This window comes from Kitasatospora sp. NPDC091276 (genome assembly GCF_040684355.1).
Classification (GTDB): domain Bacteria; phylum Actinomycetota; class Actinomycetes; order Streptomycetales; family Streptomycetaceae; genus Kitasatospora.
This window is the reverse complement of record NZ_JBFBFU010000007.1, coordinates 35,056-51,328: the sequence shown is the minus strand read 5'-3', so window position 1 is coordinate 51,328 and position 16,273 is coordinate 35,056. Positions and strand designations below refer to the sequence as shown.

The following is a 16,273-nucleotide window of genomic DNA, read 5'->3' as shown; positions in this document are numbered from 1 at the left end:
CCCCGGCGTTGACGGCCCCCGGCCGCTACCTCGGAAACGCCCGGCGGGCCCGCCAGGTGGTGTGCTCGCGGGACACCGCGTCCTCCGCCTCGGCGGCCATCCGGGCCCAGCGCGCCTCGGCGTCCGGCGTCTTGAGGTCGAGGTCGGAGAGCTGGTTGCCGACGTTCTCCAGTTCGCGCGCGGCCAGCTGGTAGGCGGCGGCCAGCGGGCGCAGCTGCTTGAGCTGGGTCCAGGCGATGACGGCGGCGGCCGCGGCCGAGCTGGCGCCGAAGACGTGCACCTGGAGGGCGCCGGTGGCCTGGGCGACGGCCGCCGCCGCGCCGATGATGATCAGCGCCGCGATGCCGAGCCCCCAGGACACCGCCTGCGTCTCGCACGCCTCGGCCCGGGCGCGGTACCAGGTGCGCTGGCCCTCGACCCGGGTGCGCAGGTAGAGCATGCGGCGGGCGGTCAGGCTGCCGGCCCGCATCCGCCGCATCTCCGGGGTGATCTCGGGGACGGTGCCGGGCGGCACGATCTCCGGGTCCTCGAAGGCCCGCAGCACGTCCTCGACCTGGAGCAGGTAGCCGCGGTCCACGTCCGCGGACTCCGCCTCGCCGTCGAACGGCCGGGCCCGGACGGTGTACTTCCAGGCCAGCGTCTTGACCGACTCGGCCGCCGCCCGGGCCTCGTACCAGCGCCCCTGCGGGTTGCTGCGGCGCAGCCGGGACCAGAAGTAGCCGGCGATCAGGAAGGCGCCCACCGAGTACAGGGGCACGCTGTCGAAGGAGCCGCGGTCCTTCGGCCCGGGGAACGAGCCGATCACGGCGGCGATCACCAGCATGGCGATCAGTCCGCGGTACCAGCGCAGCGTCTCGCGCTGGCCGTCCAGCGAGGCCTTGTCCGCCGTCCAGAACAGCTCCGGCAGCAGCTTCGCCTCGTCTCCCCCGGGCGGATCCTGTTGCACCATCGGTCGAGCCCCCTCCCCGTGTCCGTCCAGGCAGTATTCCCTCCGTCAACTTCGCTACACAGGACCATTCTTGACATTTTCCCGCGCGACGCCAGACCGGCCCCGAGGACAACGGGCTCCGCCTCCACCGGTCCCCCGGGACGGCAGCGGCCCCGCCCTTCCCCCAGGGGGAGAGGACGGGGCCGCCGGTGGAGCGGTACGGCGTCAGAGCAGGCCGAGGGCCGGCATCAGGTAGTAGAAGGCGAACACCGCCGCCACCGCGTACAGCGGGACGGGCACGCTGCGCCCGCGCCCGGCGGCCAGGCGCAGGACGCAGAAGGCGATGAAGCCGAAGCCGATGCCGTTGGTGATGCTGTAGGTGAACGGCATCATCACGATCGTCAGGAAGGCCGGGATCGCGATGGTGTGGTCCGACCAGTCGATCTCCTTGATCGAGCCCGCCAGGATCAGGAAGCCGACGGTGACCAGGGCCGGGGTCGCGGCCTGGGCCGGGACCATGGTGGCGAGCGGCGTGAGGAAGAGCGCGACCACGAAGAGCAGGCCGGTGACGATCGACGCGAAGCCGGTCCGGGCGCCCTCGCCGACACCGGCGGTGGACTCCACGAAGCAGGTGTTCGCGGAGGCGGAGGTGGCGCCGCCGGCCGCGGTGGCGATGCCGTCGACCATCAGGATCTTGTTGATGCCCGGCAGGTCGCCGTTCTCGTCGAGCAGGTGGGCCTCGTCTGCGACGCCGAGGATGGTGCCCATCGCGTCGAAGAAGCAGGACATCAGCACGGTGAAGACGAACAGCACGCCGGTCAGCACGCCGACCTTCTCGAAGCCGCCGAACAGGCTGACCTTGCCGACCAGGCCGAAGTCGGGGGCGGCGACCGGGTTGCCCGGCCAGGCCGGGACGGTCAGGCCCCACTTGAGCGCCGGGACGTCGACGAGCTTGTCGATCACCACGGCGAGCGCGGTGCTGACCACGATGCTGATCAGGATGGCGCCGGGCACCTTGCGGATCAGCAGGACGAGGGTGAGCAGCAGGCCGAACACGAAGATCAGCACCGGCCAGCCGAGCAGGTGCCCGCTGCCGCCGAGCTGCAGCGGGACGGTGGTGTGCGCGGCGTCCGGCATGCGGCTGACGAAGCCGGAGTCGACCAGGCCGACGAGGCTGATGAACAGGCCGATACCGATCGCGATGGCCTTGCGCAGCCCGAGCGGCACGGCGTTCATGACCCGCTCGCGCAGGCCGGTGGCGACCAGCAGCATGATCGCGAAGCCGGCCAGCACGACCATGCCCATGGCGTCCGGCCAGGTCATCTTGGGGGCGAGCTGGAGCGCCACGATGGTGTTGACGCCGAGGCCGGCGGCCAGGCCGATCGGGACGTTGCCGATCACGCCCATCAGCAGGGTGGTGAGACCCGCGGTGAGGGCGGTGGCGGTGACCAGTTGGGCGCTGTCCAGGTGGGCCCCGGTCATGTCCGTGGCGCTGGCCAGGATGATCGGGTTGAGCACCAGGATGTACGCCATGGTGAAGAAGGTGGCGACGCCGCCGCGGATCTCGCGCGGCAGGGTGGAGCCGCGCTCGCTGATCCGGAAGTAGCGGTCCAGGGCGCCGGCGGGGGGCTTGGGGGCGCTGGAGGCGGGTTCGGGCGACTCGGTGGTCGGCTGGACCACAGGCATGCGTGCGTCCTCTGTGGGGGAGCTGAGGAGGGGGGACGCCCGGGGCGACGGTGGCCGGGCGGGGAACTTTCAGTATGGTTTCCCGATCGCACACGCGCTATCTTCGCGCGTAGAAGCCCGAGGGCCCCTGAGGGCCTGCCGCCGCACACTACGCTAGGCCCCATGCCCAAGAAGCCGCTGCATCCCTCGCCCCCTCCGCTGGAGGCCAACGACGTCGCCATCGTCGGCGGCGGCACGGTGCTGTGGTTCGTCGCCTTCCTGGCGCTGCTCCCCTTCCAGGGCACCCTCTCCGACCACGGCCACGGCACCTGGCCGTGGATCTGCCTCTCCGGCGGCCTGCTCGGCCTGATCGGCCTCTGGTACTGCCGCGCCCGACGGGACGCCATCGCCCGCGACCGCGCCGCCGAGGCCGCGAACCGGGCGGCCGGAACCGACGGCCAGGACCCGGCCACCCGGTCGGACTGAATAGTCCTTTAGTAGCACGCACCGGACATAAGGCACCCGTAGAGTCGGTGCCATGACGCAGCCTGCCCACCCCGCGGAAGAGCAGCCCGGCGACGCCGACCGCCCCGACGGTGCGCACCCCCTCGGGCTGCTGCCCGGCCGGCGCGGCGGACTGACCTCCGCCGAGGTGGCCGAACGCGTCGCGCGCGGACAGGTCAACGACGTCCCCGTACGGTCCAGCCGCTCCGCCAAGGAGATCGTCCGGGCCAACGTCTTCACCCGCTTCAACGCGATCATCGGCGTGATGTTCGGGATCATCCTGATCGTCGGTCCGATCCAGGACGGCCTGTTCGGCCTGGTCATCGTCGCCAACACGGCGATCGGCATCATCCAGGAGCTGCGCGCCAAGAAGACCCTGGACAGCCTGGCCCTGATCGGCGAGGCCCGCCCCGAGGTCCGCCGAGACGGCACTGTCGAACAGATCGCCGTCGCCGAGATCGTGCTCGACGACACGGTGCTGCTCGGCATCGGCGACAAGGTGATCGTGGACGGCGAGGTCACCGAGGCGGACGGCCTGGAGATCGACGAGTCGCTGCTCACCGGCGAGCCCGACCCCGTCCTCAAGCAGCCCGGCGACCAGGTCATGTCCGGCAGCTTCGTGGTGGCCGGCGCGGGCGCGTTCACCGCCACCAGGGTCGGCCGCGAGGCGTACGCGGCGCAGCTCGCCGAGGAGGCCAGCCGGTTCACCCTGGTGAAGTCGGAGCTGCGCAGCGGCATCAACAGCATCCTGCGCTTCATCACCTACCTGCTGATCCCCACGGCCATCGGCCTGATCATCAGCCAGCTGGCCGTCGAGGGCCGCGACTGGCGCGAGGCCGTGCGCCGGATGGTGGCCGGGATCGTACCGATGGTCCCCGAGGGGCTGGTCCTGCTGACCTCGGTCGCCTTCGCGATCGGTGTGATCCGGCTGGGCCGCAAGCAGTGCCTGGTCCAGGAGCTCCCGGCGATCGAGGGCCTGGCCCGGGTCGACACCGTCTGCCTGGACAAGACCGGCACCCTCACCGAGGGCGGCATGGACGTCGTCGACCTGCGGGTCCTCTCCGACGGCGAGCCCGGCGCCCTCGACCCGGACACCATCAAGCACGCGCTCGGCGTGATGGCCGGCGCCGACGCCCGCCCCAACCCCTCCATGCAGGCGGTCATCGACGCCTACGGGCGCGGCGACGGCGGCGCCCCGGGGGCCGGCGGCGCCCGGGGCGCCGACGGCTGGCGGGTGATCGAGGCGATGCCGTTCTCCTCCGCCCGCAAGTGGAGCGGCGTGCAGCTGCTGGAGCCGCAGGGCGGCGAGGCCAGCTGGCTGCTCGGCGCCCCCGACGTGCTGCTGCCCGCCGGGCACCCGGCGCTCACCGAGGTCGACGAGCTGGGCGCCAAGGGCCTGCGGGTGCTGCTGCTCGGCCGCACCCCCACCCCGCTGGACTCCCCCGACCCGGCCGCCGGGCTCGCCCCGCTCGCCCTGGTGGTGCTCCAGCAGCGGCTGCGCCACGACGCCGCCGAGACCCTGCGCTACTTCGAGGGCCAGCAGGTGCAGGCCAAGGTCATCTCCGGCGACGCCGCGGTCTCGGTCGGCGCGGTCGCCGGCCACCTCGGCCTGCCCGGCGCCGACCACCCGCTGGACGCCCGGACGCTGCCCGCCGAACCGGACGCCCTCGCCGACACGGCCGAACGGACCACGGTCTTCGGCCGGGTCACCCCGCAGCAGAAGCGCCAGCTGGTCGCCGCGCTGCAGTCCCGCGGACACACCGTGGCGATGACCGGCGACGGCGTCAACGACGTGCTCGCACTCAAGGACGCCGACATCGGCGTGGCGATGGGCACCGGCAGCGACGCCACCAAGGCGGTCGCCCAGATCGTGCTGCTCAACGACTCGTTCGCCACCCTGCCCTCGGTGGTCGCCGAGGGCCGCCGGGTGATCGGCAACATCGAGCGGGTCGCGGGCCTGTTCCTGGTGAAGACGGTCTACTCGGTCCTGCTGGCCCTGCTGGTGATCTTCACCCACTCGCCGTACCCGTTCCTGCCCCGGCACTCCACCGTGCTCTCCACCCTCACCATCGGCGTGCCGGCCTTCTTCCTCGCCCTCGCCCCCAACAACGAGCGGGCCCGCACCGGCTTCGTGAAGCGCGTCCTGCGGCTCGCCGTGCCGGGCGGCGTCATCGCCGGCACCGGCACCTTCGTCGCCTACGCGCTGGCCCGCGCCGACCACGCGACCGACCTCAAGGCCGACACCAGCGTGGCCACCCTGACGCTCTTCCTGATCGCCATCTGGGTGCTCGCCATCGTCGCCCGCCCCTACAGCTGGTGGCGCCTGCTGCTGATCGGCACCATGGGCGGCGCCTTCGCCCTGGTCCTGCTGGTGCCCTGGCTGGCGGAGTTCTTCCAGCTCTCGCTGGTCGGCACCCGCGACCCCCTGGTCGGCGTCGGCATCGCGGTGGTCTGCGGCCTGGCCCTGGAGATCGCCTGGCGCTTCATGAAGCGCCGCGGGATGGAGTGAGGCCCTGGCACCCCCAGCCCGCAGCCTGGATGATGGATCGCGGAAGGGGGTGCCGACATGGCCCGCACAGGTGGGGAAACCGAGCGCGAGACCGGGCAGGTGGAGGCGTTCGCCGCCTTCCTGGCCGGCCTGCTGGCCGCCGGACTGACGGTCCTGGCCCTGATGGGCGGCCGCTGGCTGACGAACGCCGGCGAGGTGACCGCCCCGGCGCTGCCGGGGGTGCCGACGGCCGTGAAGGCCCTGGTGGCGGCCGTCTGGCTGGCCACCACCACCGCCGTCTACCTGCGGTTCAAGCGCCGCGGGCGGGCCCGCTGAACTCTCAGCCCTCGAAGTCCCGCGCCGCGGACAGCTCGTACGCCCGGTCCGGATCGGTGAGCGCGGCCAGCACCTCGAACCGCCGGTGCCACTGCCCGACCGACCAGGCGAGCCCGGCCGCCAGGCCCTCCGGGGTGGCCGCGTGCAGCAGCCCGGGCACCGGCGGGAGCTCGAACTCGTCGTCCTCGTCGGCGGCCTCGGCCGCGTCCGGGTCGTAGGGCGCCTCCGGGGCGTCCGCCTCGACGTCCCAACGCCAGTCCACGGCGGCGTCGTTGCCGTCCGGGCCGACCACCAGCAGCTCCTCGTGCTCCTCGTAGGCGACCGGGCAGCCGGGCAGCAGCTCCCGCACCACGGCGGGGACCCGGTGCAGCACGCCCTCGGAGAGCACGCGCCCGCCCGCCACCTCGCTGGCGAGCGAGACGTGCAGCCGCTCGGCGAGGTCGGCGGCGAGCGCCGGGGCGACCGGCACCAGCGGGTACGGGTGCAGGAGCTGGACGAGGTCGGGCGCGTCGGCGACGACCGCCCTGGAGGCGTCGACGATCACCGTGTGGGCCGGCCGGCGGCCGGTGTCCGGGTCGAGCGGCGGCAGCGCCCGCACCACGTCGACCGGTTCGATCCGCTCGATCTCGACCCGCGCCAACGCGCTGTGCAAGCCGTGCAGTTGGCGGTGGCCGACATCGGAGGCCTGATCGGTGAGCCGGTCCAGCACCTCGTCCGGGCCGTGCGGTTCGGCGAGCAGCGCGGCCAGCGTGGTGCGCACCCCGAGCGCGTGCAGGAACTGCTCGTCCAGGGTCGTCCGGGCCTCGTCGTAGAGGCCGCGCAGCAGCGGGTCGGCACCGGCCGCGCGCAGCCCGGCGGGCTCCCGGCCGTCCAGCACCGGGTGGTCGCGCAGCCACCAGGCGGTGTACGGCGGCAGGTCGGTGTAGGAGCCGTCCGGCAGCAGGGTGCGGACGGGGTTGACCACGGCGTCCCGGTACGGCGGGCGGGAGAGCGCGGCGAGCGCCTCGGGCCAGGCGTCGTCGTCGACCAGGTCGAGGTCACGGACGGCCAGCAGTTCGGCGGCCACCGGCGGGACGCCCACGACGTCGTCGGCCTGCAAGGCTTCGAGGGCGTCCTCGGCCCAGTCGGCGAGGCCGTCGGGCGCCTCGTCGAGCAGCCCGGTGGGGTGGCCGCCGGCCGCGCGGTCGGCGGGCGCGGTGGGGTCGAGCCGTTCCAGGTCGTCCGGGTCGAGCACCACGTCCTCGGCGCGGACGAGGACGAAGTCGGCGAGCACGCCGACGGCGGTGAGCACCTCCGGGCCCCAGCGCTCCAGCAGCTCGTCGTCCACCCAGCCGGCGTCCTCCTCGCGGGCGAGGGCCGCGAACGGGCTGCCGGGCAGGACGAGTTCACCGGCGCGGGCGGGCTCGCCCTCGTCGTCGAGCAGGGCCAGCCGGGCCAGCCAGGGGTGCTCGCCGGCGGTCGGGCCGGCGACCTTGACCAGCGCCAGGACGGCGTCGGCCAGTTCGAGCGCGGCCTCGACGTCGTCCTCGGCCACCTGGTAGGAGCGGGCGACGGCGGCCCGCACCTCGGGGGTGTCGAGCACCCCGGCCGGGGTGGCGGTGCCGGCGCCGAGCTTGGCGAGCAGCGGGTGGGCGGCCTCGGGGTGGGCGAGCCGCAGGTCGAGGGCGGCGAGCGCGTCGGCCAGCGACTCGGGGTAGCCGGGGAAGGCCGCCCAGTCGGCGTCCTCGGAGGGCAGCAGGACGCGCCGGGGCCCGGTGACGGTCCGGCCGTCGGCGAGCGGGACGGGCAGCGCGCCGAGCGCCTCCGGGTCGGCGGCGCCGAGCGCCGCGTACAGGTTGCGCCACCAGGCGGGCTCGCGGTCCAGACCGCCGAGCTGGTCGACCACGTCGGCCAGCGGCACCCGGCGCACGTTCAGCACCCGCAGCTCGGTGCGGCGCTCCAGCCCGGCCGGCAGCAGCCCGGGGAAGATCGGCGCCAACGCCTCGACCACCGAGCCGTCCGCACCCTCCAGCAGGGTGGCGTCCCGGGGGCGCAGCGCGGGCGTGCCCGCCTCGACCGGCGCCGGGTGCGGCAGGAACGGCGTGCCGGGCAGCCGGGAGAGGACGGCCCCGCGGAGCGCGTTGTCGAGCGCGCCCTGGCCGAGCGGCCCGGGGACGAGACCGAGCGAGCCGAGGTCGGCGCCGCGGGCGCGCAGCAGGTCGGCGTAGCTGTCGGCGGCGCGCTCGGTGAGGAAGTCGGCGAGCGCGCCGGGGGCGACGTGCCGGCGGGTGGAGTCCAGCGGGTAGGAGGCGATGAGCAGCGCGGGCAGGCCGATCGGCTCGTCGCTGGGCGTGGGCGCGTGCAGCACCGGCGCGATGCCGGGCGCCTGCGGGGTCCCGTCGGCGGCGACCGGGACGGCCCAGGTGACCGTCCAGTACGGGCGGGCGCGCTCCTCGGTGGGGCGGTCGGCGAGCAGCTCGGCGGCCAGGGTGCCGGTGGCACCGGCGGTCTGCCAGCGGGTCCGCCGCGGCCGGCCGTCCGCGTCGTCGGTCACGGTGACCTCGGTGACGCCGTCCGGGCGGGGCTCGGCGGCGGCACGGGTGAGCGTCCGGGTGCCCTCCGGGGTCTCCACCACGACCTCGGCGAGGCCGGGCAGGGTGAGCAGCAGCGCGTCGTCGATGCCGGCGAGCAGACGGCGGGTCAGGTCCTCGGCGGCGGCGTCCCGCAGCGGCAGCACCACCACCGTGTCGTAGCCCTCGGGGGCCGGGCCCTCGGCGGCGAACGGCAGCCGCAGCAGCGGCACGTGGCCGTCCCGGCGGCGCAGTTCCTCGGCCAGCGCGGGCTGCGCCTGGGCCAGCGAGCGGGCCTCGCCGAGCGACCAGCGCACCCCGCCGGCGGCGCCGAGCACGGCGGGCTCGTCGGTGACGGCGAGCACGGCGGCGAAACCGACGCCGAACCGGCCGACGGCAGGCGTCTCACCGCGCTTGGAGGAGGCGCGCAGGGTGGACAGCGACTCGACGGCGGCCGCGTCCAGCGGGGCTCCGGTGTTGGCGGCGGCGAGCACGCCGTCGGCGAGGGTGAGCCTCAGCCGGCCGGGCCCGTGCCCGGCCCGGACCGCCGCGTCGGCCGCGTTCTGCGCCAACTCGACGACCAGGCGGTCGCGGTAGCCGCCGAGCGCGAGTTCCTCCTCGGCGTTGGCGTCCTCCCGGAACCGGGCCGGCGAGGCGGCCCAGGCGTCCAGCACCCGCCGGCGCAGCGCGGCGCTCCCGAAGGGGTCCGCGAGGTGCTCGTCCGTGCCGCTGCCGATGATCCGAGGTTCCACTGGACCTGCCGCCTTCCGCCGCCCTGTACTTCGTACGGGGGGCATTCTCCCCCGCCCCGGCCGCTGCTCCGGACCGCGCCCCCGCCGCCGGGCGCCCGCAGGGCCCCCACCCGCACGAACGCCGCGGCCCGCCCCACCGGTTCGGTGGAGCGGGCCGGAGCACACGTCGTCAGGAGTGCCCGAGCTCCTCAGCCGGGGCGTCCGGCTCGACCGAGCCGGAGGTGCGGTCCGGGTGCAGCTGCATCGGCTCGACCACCAGCTCGTCCAGGATCAGCTCGGACGGCGCCGGCGGGGCCGGGATGACGGCCGCCTCGGAGTGCCCGCCGCAGCCGTACGCGAAGGAGACGATCTGCCCGTCCGCCGGCCCGAACTCGTTGCCGCACACGCCGAAGGCCTGTCCGAGCGAGCCGCCGATCGGGATCAGGAAGCCGCAGCTGCCGCACGCGGCGGGCGCGGCCTGCGCCATCGGCGTCTGCGCGCCGTGCGCCTTCTCCCAGCGGTCGGCGGCCAGGTGCAGGCCGAGCCGGGAGAGCACCCGGCTGCGGCCCATGCCGAGCTCCTCGGCGACGGCGTTGATCCGGGCCCGGGCCGGGGCGGGCTGGATGCCCGGGTCGGTGACGACCACGTCCTCCTCGGCCGCGAGGGCGACCGCGGAGTTCGGGGCGGGCTCGTCCTCGCCGCTCCAGCCGGGTTCCAGGCGCGCGTCGTCGGCGCCGGTGGGCAGCAGGTCGCCCGGGCCCATGTCGCCGGGGCGCAGTCGCTCGCTCCACGGCACCCACTGGGGGGCGAGGACGGCGTCGGCGCCGGGCAGCAGGACGACCTCGTCGAGGGTGACGTTCTTGGCGCGCGGGGCACGGGCGACGGTGACCGCCCAGTGCCAGCCACGGTAGGCGGCGTCCAGGCACTCGAAGGTGTGGGTGACGACGCGGTCGGCGTCCGCCTGGGCGCCGAGATGTGGTCCGACGGTCTCCGGGCCGACGGCCTCCTCGGCCGCCTTCCGGGCGAGTTCGACGGCCTCGGCACAGAGCCGATCGGGGGTACGGCTTCGCATCGCAGCACTCACGGCGTCGATTCTCTCCCAGTTCTTCTGTCGCCCACGGCGTGTTGCCTGTTCCGTCGCGGCTCGATAGTCCCTTGTCCATTCTGCGCGACCAGGGGCCGCCGCGGATACCGGCCGCGCCGCTCGTCCGGGCCTGCCGGCGCCCCGGCGCTCGGCGCGCGGCCCTTGGGCAGGCTACCCGCCGGTCGGCGCCCCGGCACAGTCCGGGGCGGTGGCGGCCGTTCCGGGGCCGCGCCGAGGGGGGTGGATTCCCGCGTCACTGCGGCGATTCTGGGGCAGGATGGGCATGTGGCGGACGAGGACCCGTCGCAGCACGCACTGCACGCCTCGCAGGCCGGCAGCCCCGACCAGGCGGACGCCGTGCCGCGACAGCAGTCTCCGGCCCCCGCTGCGGGCGAACCGCAGCCGGGGGGCGATTTCGAGTCGCCCGCCGCCCCCGTGAGCCTCGTCAAGACCGGCGCCGCGATCGCCACCCTGACCGACACCGACACCGGCGCCGACCCGGCCGTCCACGCCCGGCAGCTCGCCGCGCCGGACGGGGACCCTGGCGAAGAGGACTCCGAGCCGAGCCGCAACCTCCTGGTCCGGACCGCCTCCGCCGCCGGCGCCCGCACCGGCCGGGTGGTGCACGGCACCGGCCGCCGGATCCGCAAGGCCACTTCCGCGGAGGGCGCGGGCGAATCCGGCCTGGCGAAGCTGATCGAACTGCACGCGCTGAACTCCTTCGGCGACATGCTGATCACCGTCGCGCTGGCCTCGACCATCTTCTTCTCCGTACCCACCGGCGAGGCCCGCGGCCGGGTGTCGCTGTACCTGCTGATCACGATGGCCCCGTTCGCCCTGCTGGCCCCGGTGATCGGCCCGCTGCTGGACCGGCTGCCGCACGGCCGCCGGGCGGCGATGGCGATGTCGATGCTGGCCCGGGCGGTGCTGGCCTGGACGATGGCCGGGGTGGTCACCGGCGGCGGCCTGGCGCTGTACCCGGAGGCGCTGGGCGTGCTGGTGGCGTCCAAGGCGTACGGGGTGGTGCGCAGCGTGGTGGTGCCGCGGCTGCTGCCGAGCCGGCTGTCGCTGGTGAAGGCGAACTCCCGGGTCACCCTGGCCGGGCTGCTGGCCACCGGGGTGGCGGCCGGGGTGGGCGGCCTGCTGCACCTGATCGGGCCGGGCTGGCCGCTGCGCGGCGCGTTCCTGGTCTTCGTGATCGGCACCCTGATGGCCTTCCACCTGCCGCACGCGGTGGACTCCGCCAAGGGCGAGCAGCGCGCGCTCCTGCACGCCGAGATGCACGGCGGTGTGCACGGCGAGCGGGCGCCGGAGGACGCCCGGGCCCCGAAGGCCTCGCTGCGCACCGTCGGCCCGTCGGTGATCCTGGCGCTGCGGGCGATGTCGGCGCTGCGCTGGCTGGTCGGCTTCCTGGTGATGTTCCTGGCGTTCCTGCTGCGCGACGAGCCGATCGGGGGCCTGCGGCCGACGCTGGCGCTGGGCCTGGTGGCGCTGGCGGCGGGGACGGGCAACGCGCTGGGTTCGGTGCTGGGCTCCTGGCTGCGCACCCGGGGCCCGGAGGCGACGGTCACCGCGATGCTGCTGCTGGCGACCGGCGCGACGGCGGCGGCCGCGCTCTGGTACGGCGTGGTGACGGTGGTCCTGGTCGCCGGCGTGGCCGGGGTGGCGGCCTCGCTGGGCAAGCTGTCGCTGGACGCGCTGATCCAGCGGGACGTCCCGGAGGCGGTGCGGACCTCGGCGTTCGCGCGGTCGGAGACGCTGCTCCAGCTGTCCTGGGTGGCCGGCGGCGCGGTCGGCATCCTGCTGCCGCTGAACGGCGTGCTGGGTCTGTCGGTGGCCGCCGGGGTGGTGGGTCTGATGCTGCTATGGACGGTCCGCACGCTGTTCCGGGTGGGCCTGCGGCGGCGCCCGACGGCGCCCAGGGTGGCCTGAACCGGCCACGGGCAACACGCGGCGGCCGACCCCCGCGTAGCGTGATCGGCGAAGCCCGGTAGATTCTGACGCATGAGCCTCAATACCCGTGCCATCGCCGCCCTCGGCGCCGTCGTCGTGGTCGGTGCTGCCACGGTCGGCACGTCCGTCGCCATCGCGAGCGGCCAGACCGAGCACAGCTCCCACCGCGCGACCCTCACGGTCGGCAACTCCTCGATCGTCGCGGACCCGCTGTGCTTCAACGGCGGCAGCCCGATCACGGAGGACCTGCAGCAGGAGTGCCAGCAGAAGGCCACCCAGGCCCTCGCGGAGGGCACCCTCCCGACCTCCGACGTCGTGGTGAGCGACCGGGTCGGCGTCGGCGTCTCCCCGAACGTGGCCGACAAGGGCTGGTGGGCCTTCAGCAACGGCGGCTCGCAGGGCCAGGGCGGGCGCTACAGCCTGTTCTCCTACGCCAAGGGCCCGACCTTCTCCGGCTCCCAGCCGGCGAGCCAGGTGCTGAACGCCTCCGGCAAGACCCTGGTCACCGTGGTCGAGGGAGACAAGAACTCGGACAACCCGGTCGCCGTCTGGTACTTCCAGCTGAACACCCAGGACAGCTGACGCTCCCGCGATGACCGCACACGCCGTCACGGACGAGCGCGACGAGCAGCCGGGCCCCGACCGGGCCCGGCTGCTCGTCGTCGTCGCGGTGCCCGCCGAGGCCGAGGCCGTCCTGCGCGGCCTGCCCGGCCCGGCCGCCGTGCTGCCGTTGCCCGGCGGTGCGCTGCACCGGGCCGCGGGCGCCCCGGTGGACGTCCTGGCGGGCGGGGTCGGCCCGGCCGCCGCCGCGGCCGCCGCCTCCGCCGCGCTGGGGGCGCGGGCGGCCTCGGGGGGCCGCTACGGCCTGGTCGTCTCGGCCGGGATCGCCGGCGGGTTCGCCCCGCACGCCCCGGTCGGCACCACCGTGCTGGCCGACGCGATCGTCACCGCCGACCTCGGCGCCGAGACCCCCGAGGGCTTCGCCGACGTCACCGAACTGGGCTTCGGCACCGTCCGGCACACCCCTCCCCCGGCCGCCGTCGCACTGGCCGCCCGGGCCCTGGGCGCCGCCACCGGCCCGGTGCTGACCGTCTCCACCGTCACCGGCAGCGCCGAGCGGGCCGCCGCGCTGGCCGCCCGCCACCCGGGCGCCCTGGCCGAGGCGATGGAGGGCTTCGGCGTGGCCGAGGCCGCCGCCCGGTACGGCGTGCCGGTGCTCGAACTGCGGACCGTCTCCAACCCGGTCGGCCCGCGCGACCGGGCCGCCTGGCGGATCGGCGAGGCGCTGGCCGCCCTGGAGCGGGCCTTCGCCGCACTGCCCGTCCACGAACTGATCGAGGAGGCCGGCCGTGGCTGAACGGCTGAGCATCGCGTACTCGCCCTGCCCGAACGACACCTTCGTCTTCCACGCCTGGGCGCACGGCCTGGTGCCCGGGGCGGACGCCCCCGAGGTGACCTTCGCGGACATCGACGTCACCAACGGCCTGGCCGAGCGCGGCGAACTGGACGTCCTGAAGATCAGCTACGGCGCGCTGCCCTGGGTCCTGGACGAGTACACCCTGCTGCCCTGCGGCGGCGCGCTCGGGCGCGGCTGCGGCCCGCTGGTGCTCACCCGGCCGGGCACGGACGCCCCCGCGGACCTCACCGGGAAGACGGTGGCGGTGCCGTCCGAACGCTCCACCGCCTACCTGCTGTTCCGGCTCTGGGCCGCGAAGGCGGTGCCCGGCGGCTTCGGCGAGATCGTCGTCCTGCCGTTCCACGAGATCATGCCCGCCGTCCGGGACGGCCGGGTGGACGCCGGCCTGGTGATCCACGAGGCCCGGTTCACGTACCGGCAGTACGGCCTGCACAGCCTGGCCGACATGGGCGAGGCCTGGGAGCAGGAGACCGGCCTGCCGATCCCGCTCGGCGCGATCGTCGCCCGGCGCTCGCTCGGCGCCGAACGGCTGCGCGCGCTCGCCGACGCCGTCCGTGCCTCCGTCCGGCAGGCCTGGGCGAACCCGGGCGCCAGCCGGGAGTACGTGCTGGCGCACGCCCAGGAGATGGACCCGGCCGTCGCCGACCAGCACATCGCCCTGTACGTGAACGAGTTCACCGCGGACCTCGGCGAGGAGGGCTACGCGGCCGTCCGCGCGCTGCTCACCCGGGCCGCCGCGGAGGGGCTGGTGCCGCCGCTCGACCCGGGTGCGCTGGCGTTCTGACCCCCCGGTCAGACGTCGAACTGGTCGGCCACCGCGCGCAGCAGGCCGGCCAGCTTCTGGCCGGTCGCCTTGGCCGGGTAGCGGCCGTGCTGGAGGCCCGGCAGCACCGCGTCCAGCGTGGTGATCAGGTCCTGGACGATCGGCGCCATGTCGTCGGCGCTCTTGCGCTGGGCGGCGGCCACCGACGGCAGTGCGTCCAGCAGCTGCACGGCCATCGCCTGGTCGCCGCGGTGGCCGGCGACCACGCCGAACTCGACCCGCTGGCCCGGCTTCAGCACGGTGACACCGGCGGGCAGCGCCTTGGTGTGGACGAAGACGTCGCCGCCGTCGTCGCGCGACAGGAAGCCGAAGCCCTTCGTCTCGTTGAACCACTTGACCTGGCCGGTGGGCATCTCGACAGTCCTCGAATGGGTGTGAGGGATCCCGGCCCTGGCCGGGGATCACTGGGTGGTGGGGAAGGCAGCCGACCTCGGCTCGGCGCCCGCGGGCGCTCATGGTCAGCACGCTGTCAGGAGCAGACTAACGGTCCGTCACTGCCTCATCCGCGTTCCGCGAAAGATCCGCGTTCCAAGGCCCGTTGGGGGCGGTACGGGCGCGGCGGTCTCGCGATCACGGGCGACCCGGTACTGGCACGGCCGGGGCGCGGCTCAGCACGGTCCATCGGCTCACACCCCCGGGTCTGAGGAAACGGGGCGCACCTGTCGCACCCCTCGGCACCCCCTGCATACCCCCGCCCAGCAGGGATCAAAACGTTCAGCTTCCGAGAAACTGCGCAACGTGACCGGGTCGCTCCGGTGGCGGGGGGCCGGCGGCCGCTCTGCCAGACTGGACCGACCGCCCGACCAGCCCCGAGGAGCGAGCAGACGTGAGCAGCCAGAGCGCCGACCCCGGCGACGTGTACGTCAAGGCCGGAACGATCGTCTTCGGTCTGGGCGCGCTCGCCACCCTGGTCACCTTCGTCCCGCTGTTCCTGCACCTGACGCCGCTGCCGACGGCCGCGTACTGGCTGAGCATGCTGATGCCGGCGGGCTTCCTGGCCGCGCTGACCGGGCTGTTCCTGAACGCGCGGGCCCAACGGCGCCGGGTGGAGTCCGCGGGCGCGTCCTAGGACCCGGCCCCGGGGCGTGGCTCCGGGCGTGCCCCGGGGCCGGGGCTCAGCCGGCCAGGTGGGCGTCGAGCCAGGCCGGGAAGCCGGTGAGGTCCGCCAGCACCACGTCCGCCCCGGCCGCGCGCAGTTCGTCCGCGCTGTACGGGCCGGTGGCCACGCACACCGCGACGGCGTCCGCGTGCCGGGCGCCCCGGATGTCGCCGAGGTGGTCGCCGACGTAGACGCTCGCGCCGTGCTCGCGCAGCGCCTCGCCCTTGGTCTCCGCCCAGAGGTCGCCGACCAGCGCGTCCGCGTGCAGCCCGGCGTGCTCCAGGTGGAGGCGGGCGTTCGGCTCGTACTTGCCGGTGATCACCGCGACCCGGCCGCCGTGGTCGCGGACCGCCTCGACGGCGGCGTGCGCGCCGGGGAGGGCGACGGTCGGGGCGAAGGCGAGGTCGCGGTAGAGCTCGCGGTAGCGGGTGACGGCGTGCTCCACCTCGTCCTCCGGGAACCAGTTGCGGATCTCGTCCAGCAGCGGCGGGCCGAGCCGGGTGACCACCAGGTCGGCGTCGATGCGGGCGCCGGTCTCGGCCGCGAGCGCCAGGTAGGTGGCGTGGATCCCCGGCCGGGTGTCCAGCAGCGTCATGTCGAGGTCGAAGCCGACGGTGAGCGGGGCGGTGCGGGTCTCGGGCATGCCGCCAGGCTATCCAACGGGCGGTTCGGGGGGACGGGGCAATTTGCCCCGGC

At 74.9% G+C, this 16,273-nt stretch carries 14 protein-coding genes; 8 read left to right on the top strand and 6 right to left on the bottom strand.

Going from position 1 to position 16,273, the window contains the following annotated elements; all coding sequences use genetic code 11:
• Window positions 1-25 precede the first annotated feature (25 nt).
• Window positions 26-949: a DUF4231 domain-containing protein gene (locus AB0O19_RS11080; RefSeq protein WP_350877520.1), complete on the bottom strand. Its 924-nt coding sequence runs from the start codon at window positions 947-949 to the stop codon at window positions 26-28.
• A 204-nt stretch (window positions 950-1,153) separates the two neighbouring features.
• Window positions 1,154-2,614, bottom strand: a complete 1,461-nt coding sequence (locus AB0O19_RS11075) for an NCS2 family permease (protein WP_363584950.1) — start codon at window positions 2,612-2,614, stop codon at window positions 1,154-1,156.
• A gap of 162 nt (window positions 2,615-2,776) precedes the next feature.
• On the opposite strand from AB0O19_RS11075, the gene AB0O19_RS11070 reads away from it, so the two are divergent.
• From AB0O19_RS11070 to AB0O19_RS11060, 3 genes are read left to right on the top strand one after another with little or no spacing between them, the layout of a single operon-like run.
• Window positions 2,777-3,079: a DUF2530 domain-containing protein gene (locus tag AB0O19_RS11070; protein ID WP_363619119.1), complete on the top strand. Its 303-nt coding sequence runs from the start codon at window positions 2,777-2,779 to the stop codon at window positions 3,077-3,079.
• A gap of 52 nt (window positions 3,080-3,131) precedes the next feature.
• Window positions 3,132-5,606, top strand: coding sequence for an HAD-IC family P-type ATPase (locus AB0O19_RS11065; protein ID WP_363619118.1), 2,475 nt, complete (start codon window positions 3,132-3,134; stop codon window positions 5,604-5,606).
• A gap of 57 nt (window positions 5,607-5,663) precedes the next feature.
• Window positions 5,664-5,921, top strand: coding sequence for a hypothetical protein (locus AB0O19_RS11060; RefSeq protein WP_363619117.1), 258 nt, complete (start codon window positions 5,664-5,666; stop codon window positions 5,919-5,921).
• 4 nt (window positions 5,922-5,925) lie between these two features.
• Here AB0O19_RS11060 and AB0O19_RS11055 read toward each other — a convergent pair whose 3' ends face one another.
• Both AB0O19_RS11055 and AB0O19_RS11050 read right to left on the bottom strand, forming a co-directional pair.
• Entirely contained in the window at window positions 5,926-9,222 is a 3,297-nt protein-coding gene (locus AB0O19_RS11055) for a molecular chaperone Hsp90 (RefSeq protein WP_363619115.1), read from the bottom strand.
• 169 nt (window positions 9,223-9,391) lie between these two features.
• Window positions 9,392-10,273 carry a DUF3027 domain-containing protein gene (locus tag AB0O19_RS11050; RefSeq protein WP_363585068.1) on the bottom strand — a complete coding sequence of 294 codons (882 nt, stop codon included), beginning with the start codon at window positions 10,271-10,273 and terminating at the stop codon, window positions 9,392-9,394.
• A 630-nt stretch (window positions 10,274-10,903) separates the two neighbouring features.
• Here AB0O19_RS11050 and AB0O19_RS11045 point away from each other — a divergent pair.
• The 4 genes from AB0O19_RS11045 to AB0O19_RS11030 all read left to right on the top strand — a co-directional run bounded on the left by AB0O19_RS11045 (window position 10,904) and on the right by AB0O19_RS11030 (window position 14,439).
• Entirely contained in the window at window positions 10,904-12,217 is a 1,314-nt protein-coding gene (locus AB0O19_RS11045; protein ID WP_363619240.1) for an MFS transporter, read from the top strand.
• A 72-nt stretch (window positions 12,218-12,289) separates the two neighbouring features.
• Complete coding sequence (locus tag AB0O19_RS11040; RefSeq protein ID WP_363584940.1) at window positions 12,290-12,820, top strand: hypothetical protein; 531 nt, start codon at window positions 12,290-12,292, stop codon at window positions 12,818-12,820.
• Between the two features lie 10 nt (window positions 12,821-12,830).
• Window positions 12,831-13,595 (top strand): futalosine hydrolase, encoded by a 765-nt coding sequence (locus AB0O19_RS11035; RefSeq protein ID WP_363619114.1) that lies wholly within the window; start codon window positions 12,831-12,833, stop codon window positions 13,593-13,595.
• Entirely contained in the window at window positions 13,588-14,439 is an 852-nt protein-coding gene (locus AB0O19_RS11030; RefSeq protein WP_363619113.1) for a 1,4-dihydroxy-6-naphthoate synthase, read from the top strand. Before AB0O19_RS11035 ends, AB0O19_RS11030 begins: the two co-directional genes overlap by 8 nt.
• Before the next feature lie 8 nt (window positions 14,440-14,447).
• On the opposite strand, the gene AB0O19_RS11025 is transcribed toward AB0O19_RS11030, so the two are convergent.
• Window positions 14,448-14,831, bottom strand: coding sequence for a cold-shock protein (locus AB0O19_RS11025; protein ID WP_063348207.1), 384 nt, complete (start codon window positions 14,829-14,831; stop codon window positions 14,448-14,450).
• Window positions 14,832-15,304: 473 nt separating this feature from the next.
• On the opposite strand from AB0O19_RS11025, the gene AB0O19_RS11020 reads away from it, so the two are divergent.
• Complete coding sequence (locus tag AB0O19_RS11020; protein ID WP_350877480.1) at window positions 15,305-15,547, top strand: hypothetical protein; 243 nt, start codon at window positions 15,305-15,307, stop codon at window positions 15,545-15,547.
• Window positions 15,548-15,593: 46 nt separating this feature from the next.
• Here AB0O19_RS11020 and AB0O19_RS11015 read toward each other — a convergent pair whose 3' ends face one another.
• Window positions 15,594-16,220: an HAD family hydrolase gene (locus tag AB0O19_RS11015; protein WP_363619111.1), complete on the bottom strand. Its 627-nt coding sequence runs from the start codon at window positions 16,218-16,220 to the stop codon at window positions 15,594-15,596.
• Between the last annotated feature and the right edge of the window lie 53 nt (window positions 16,221-16,273).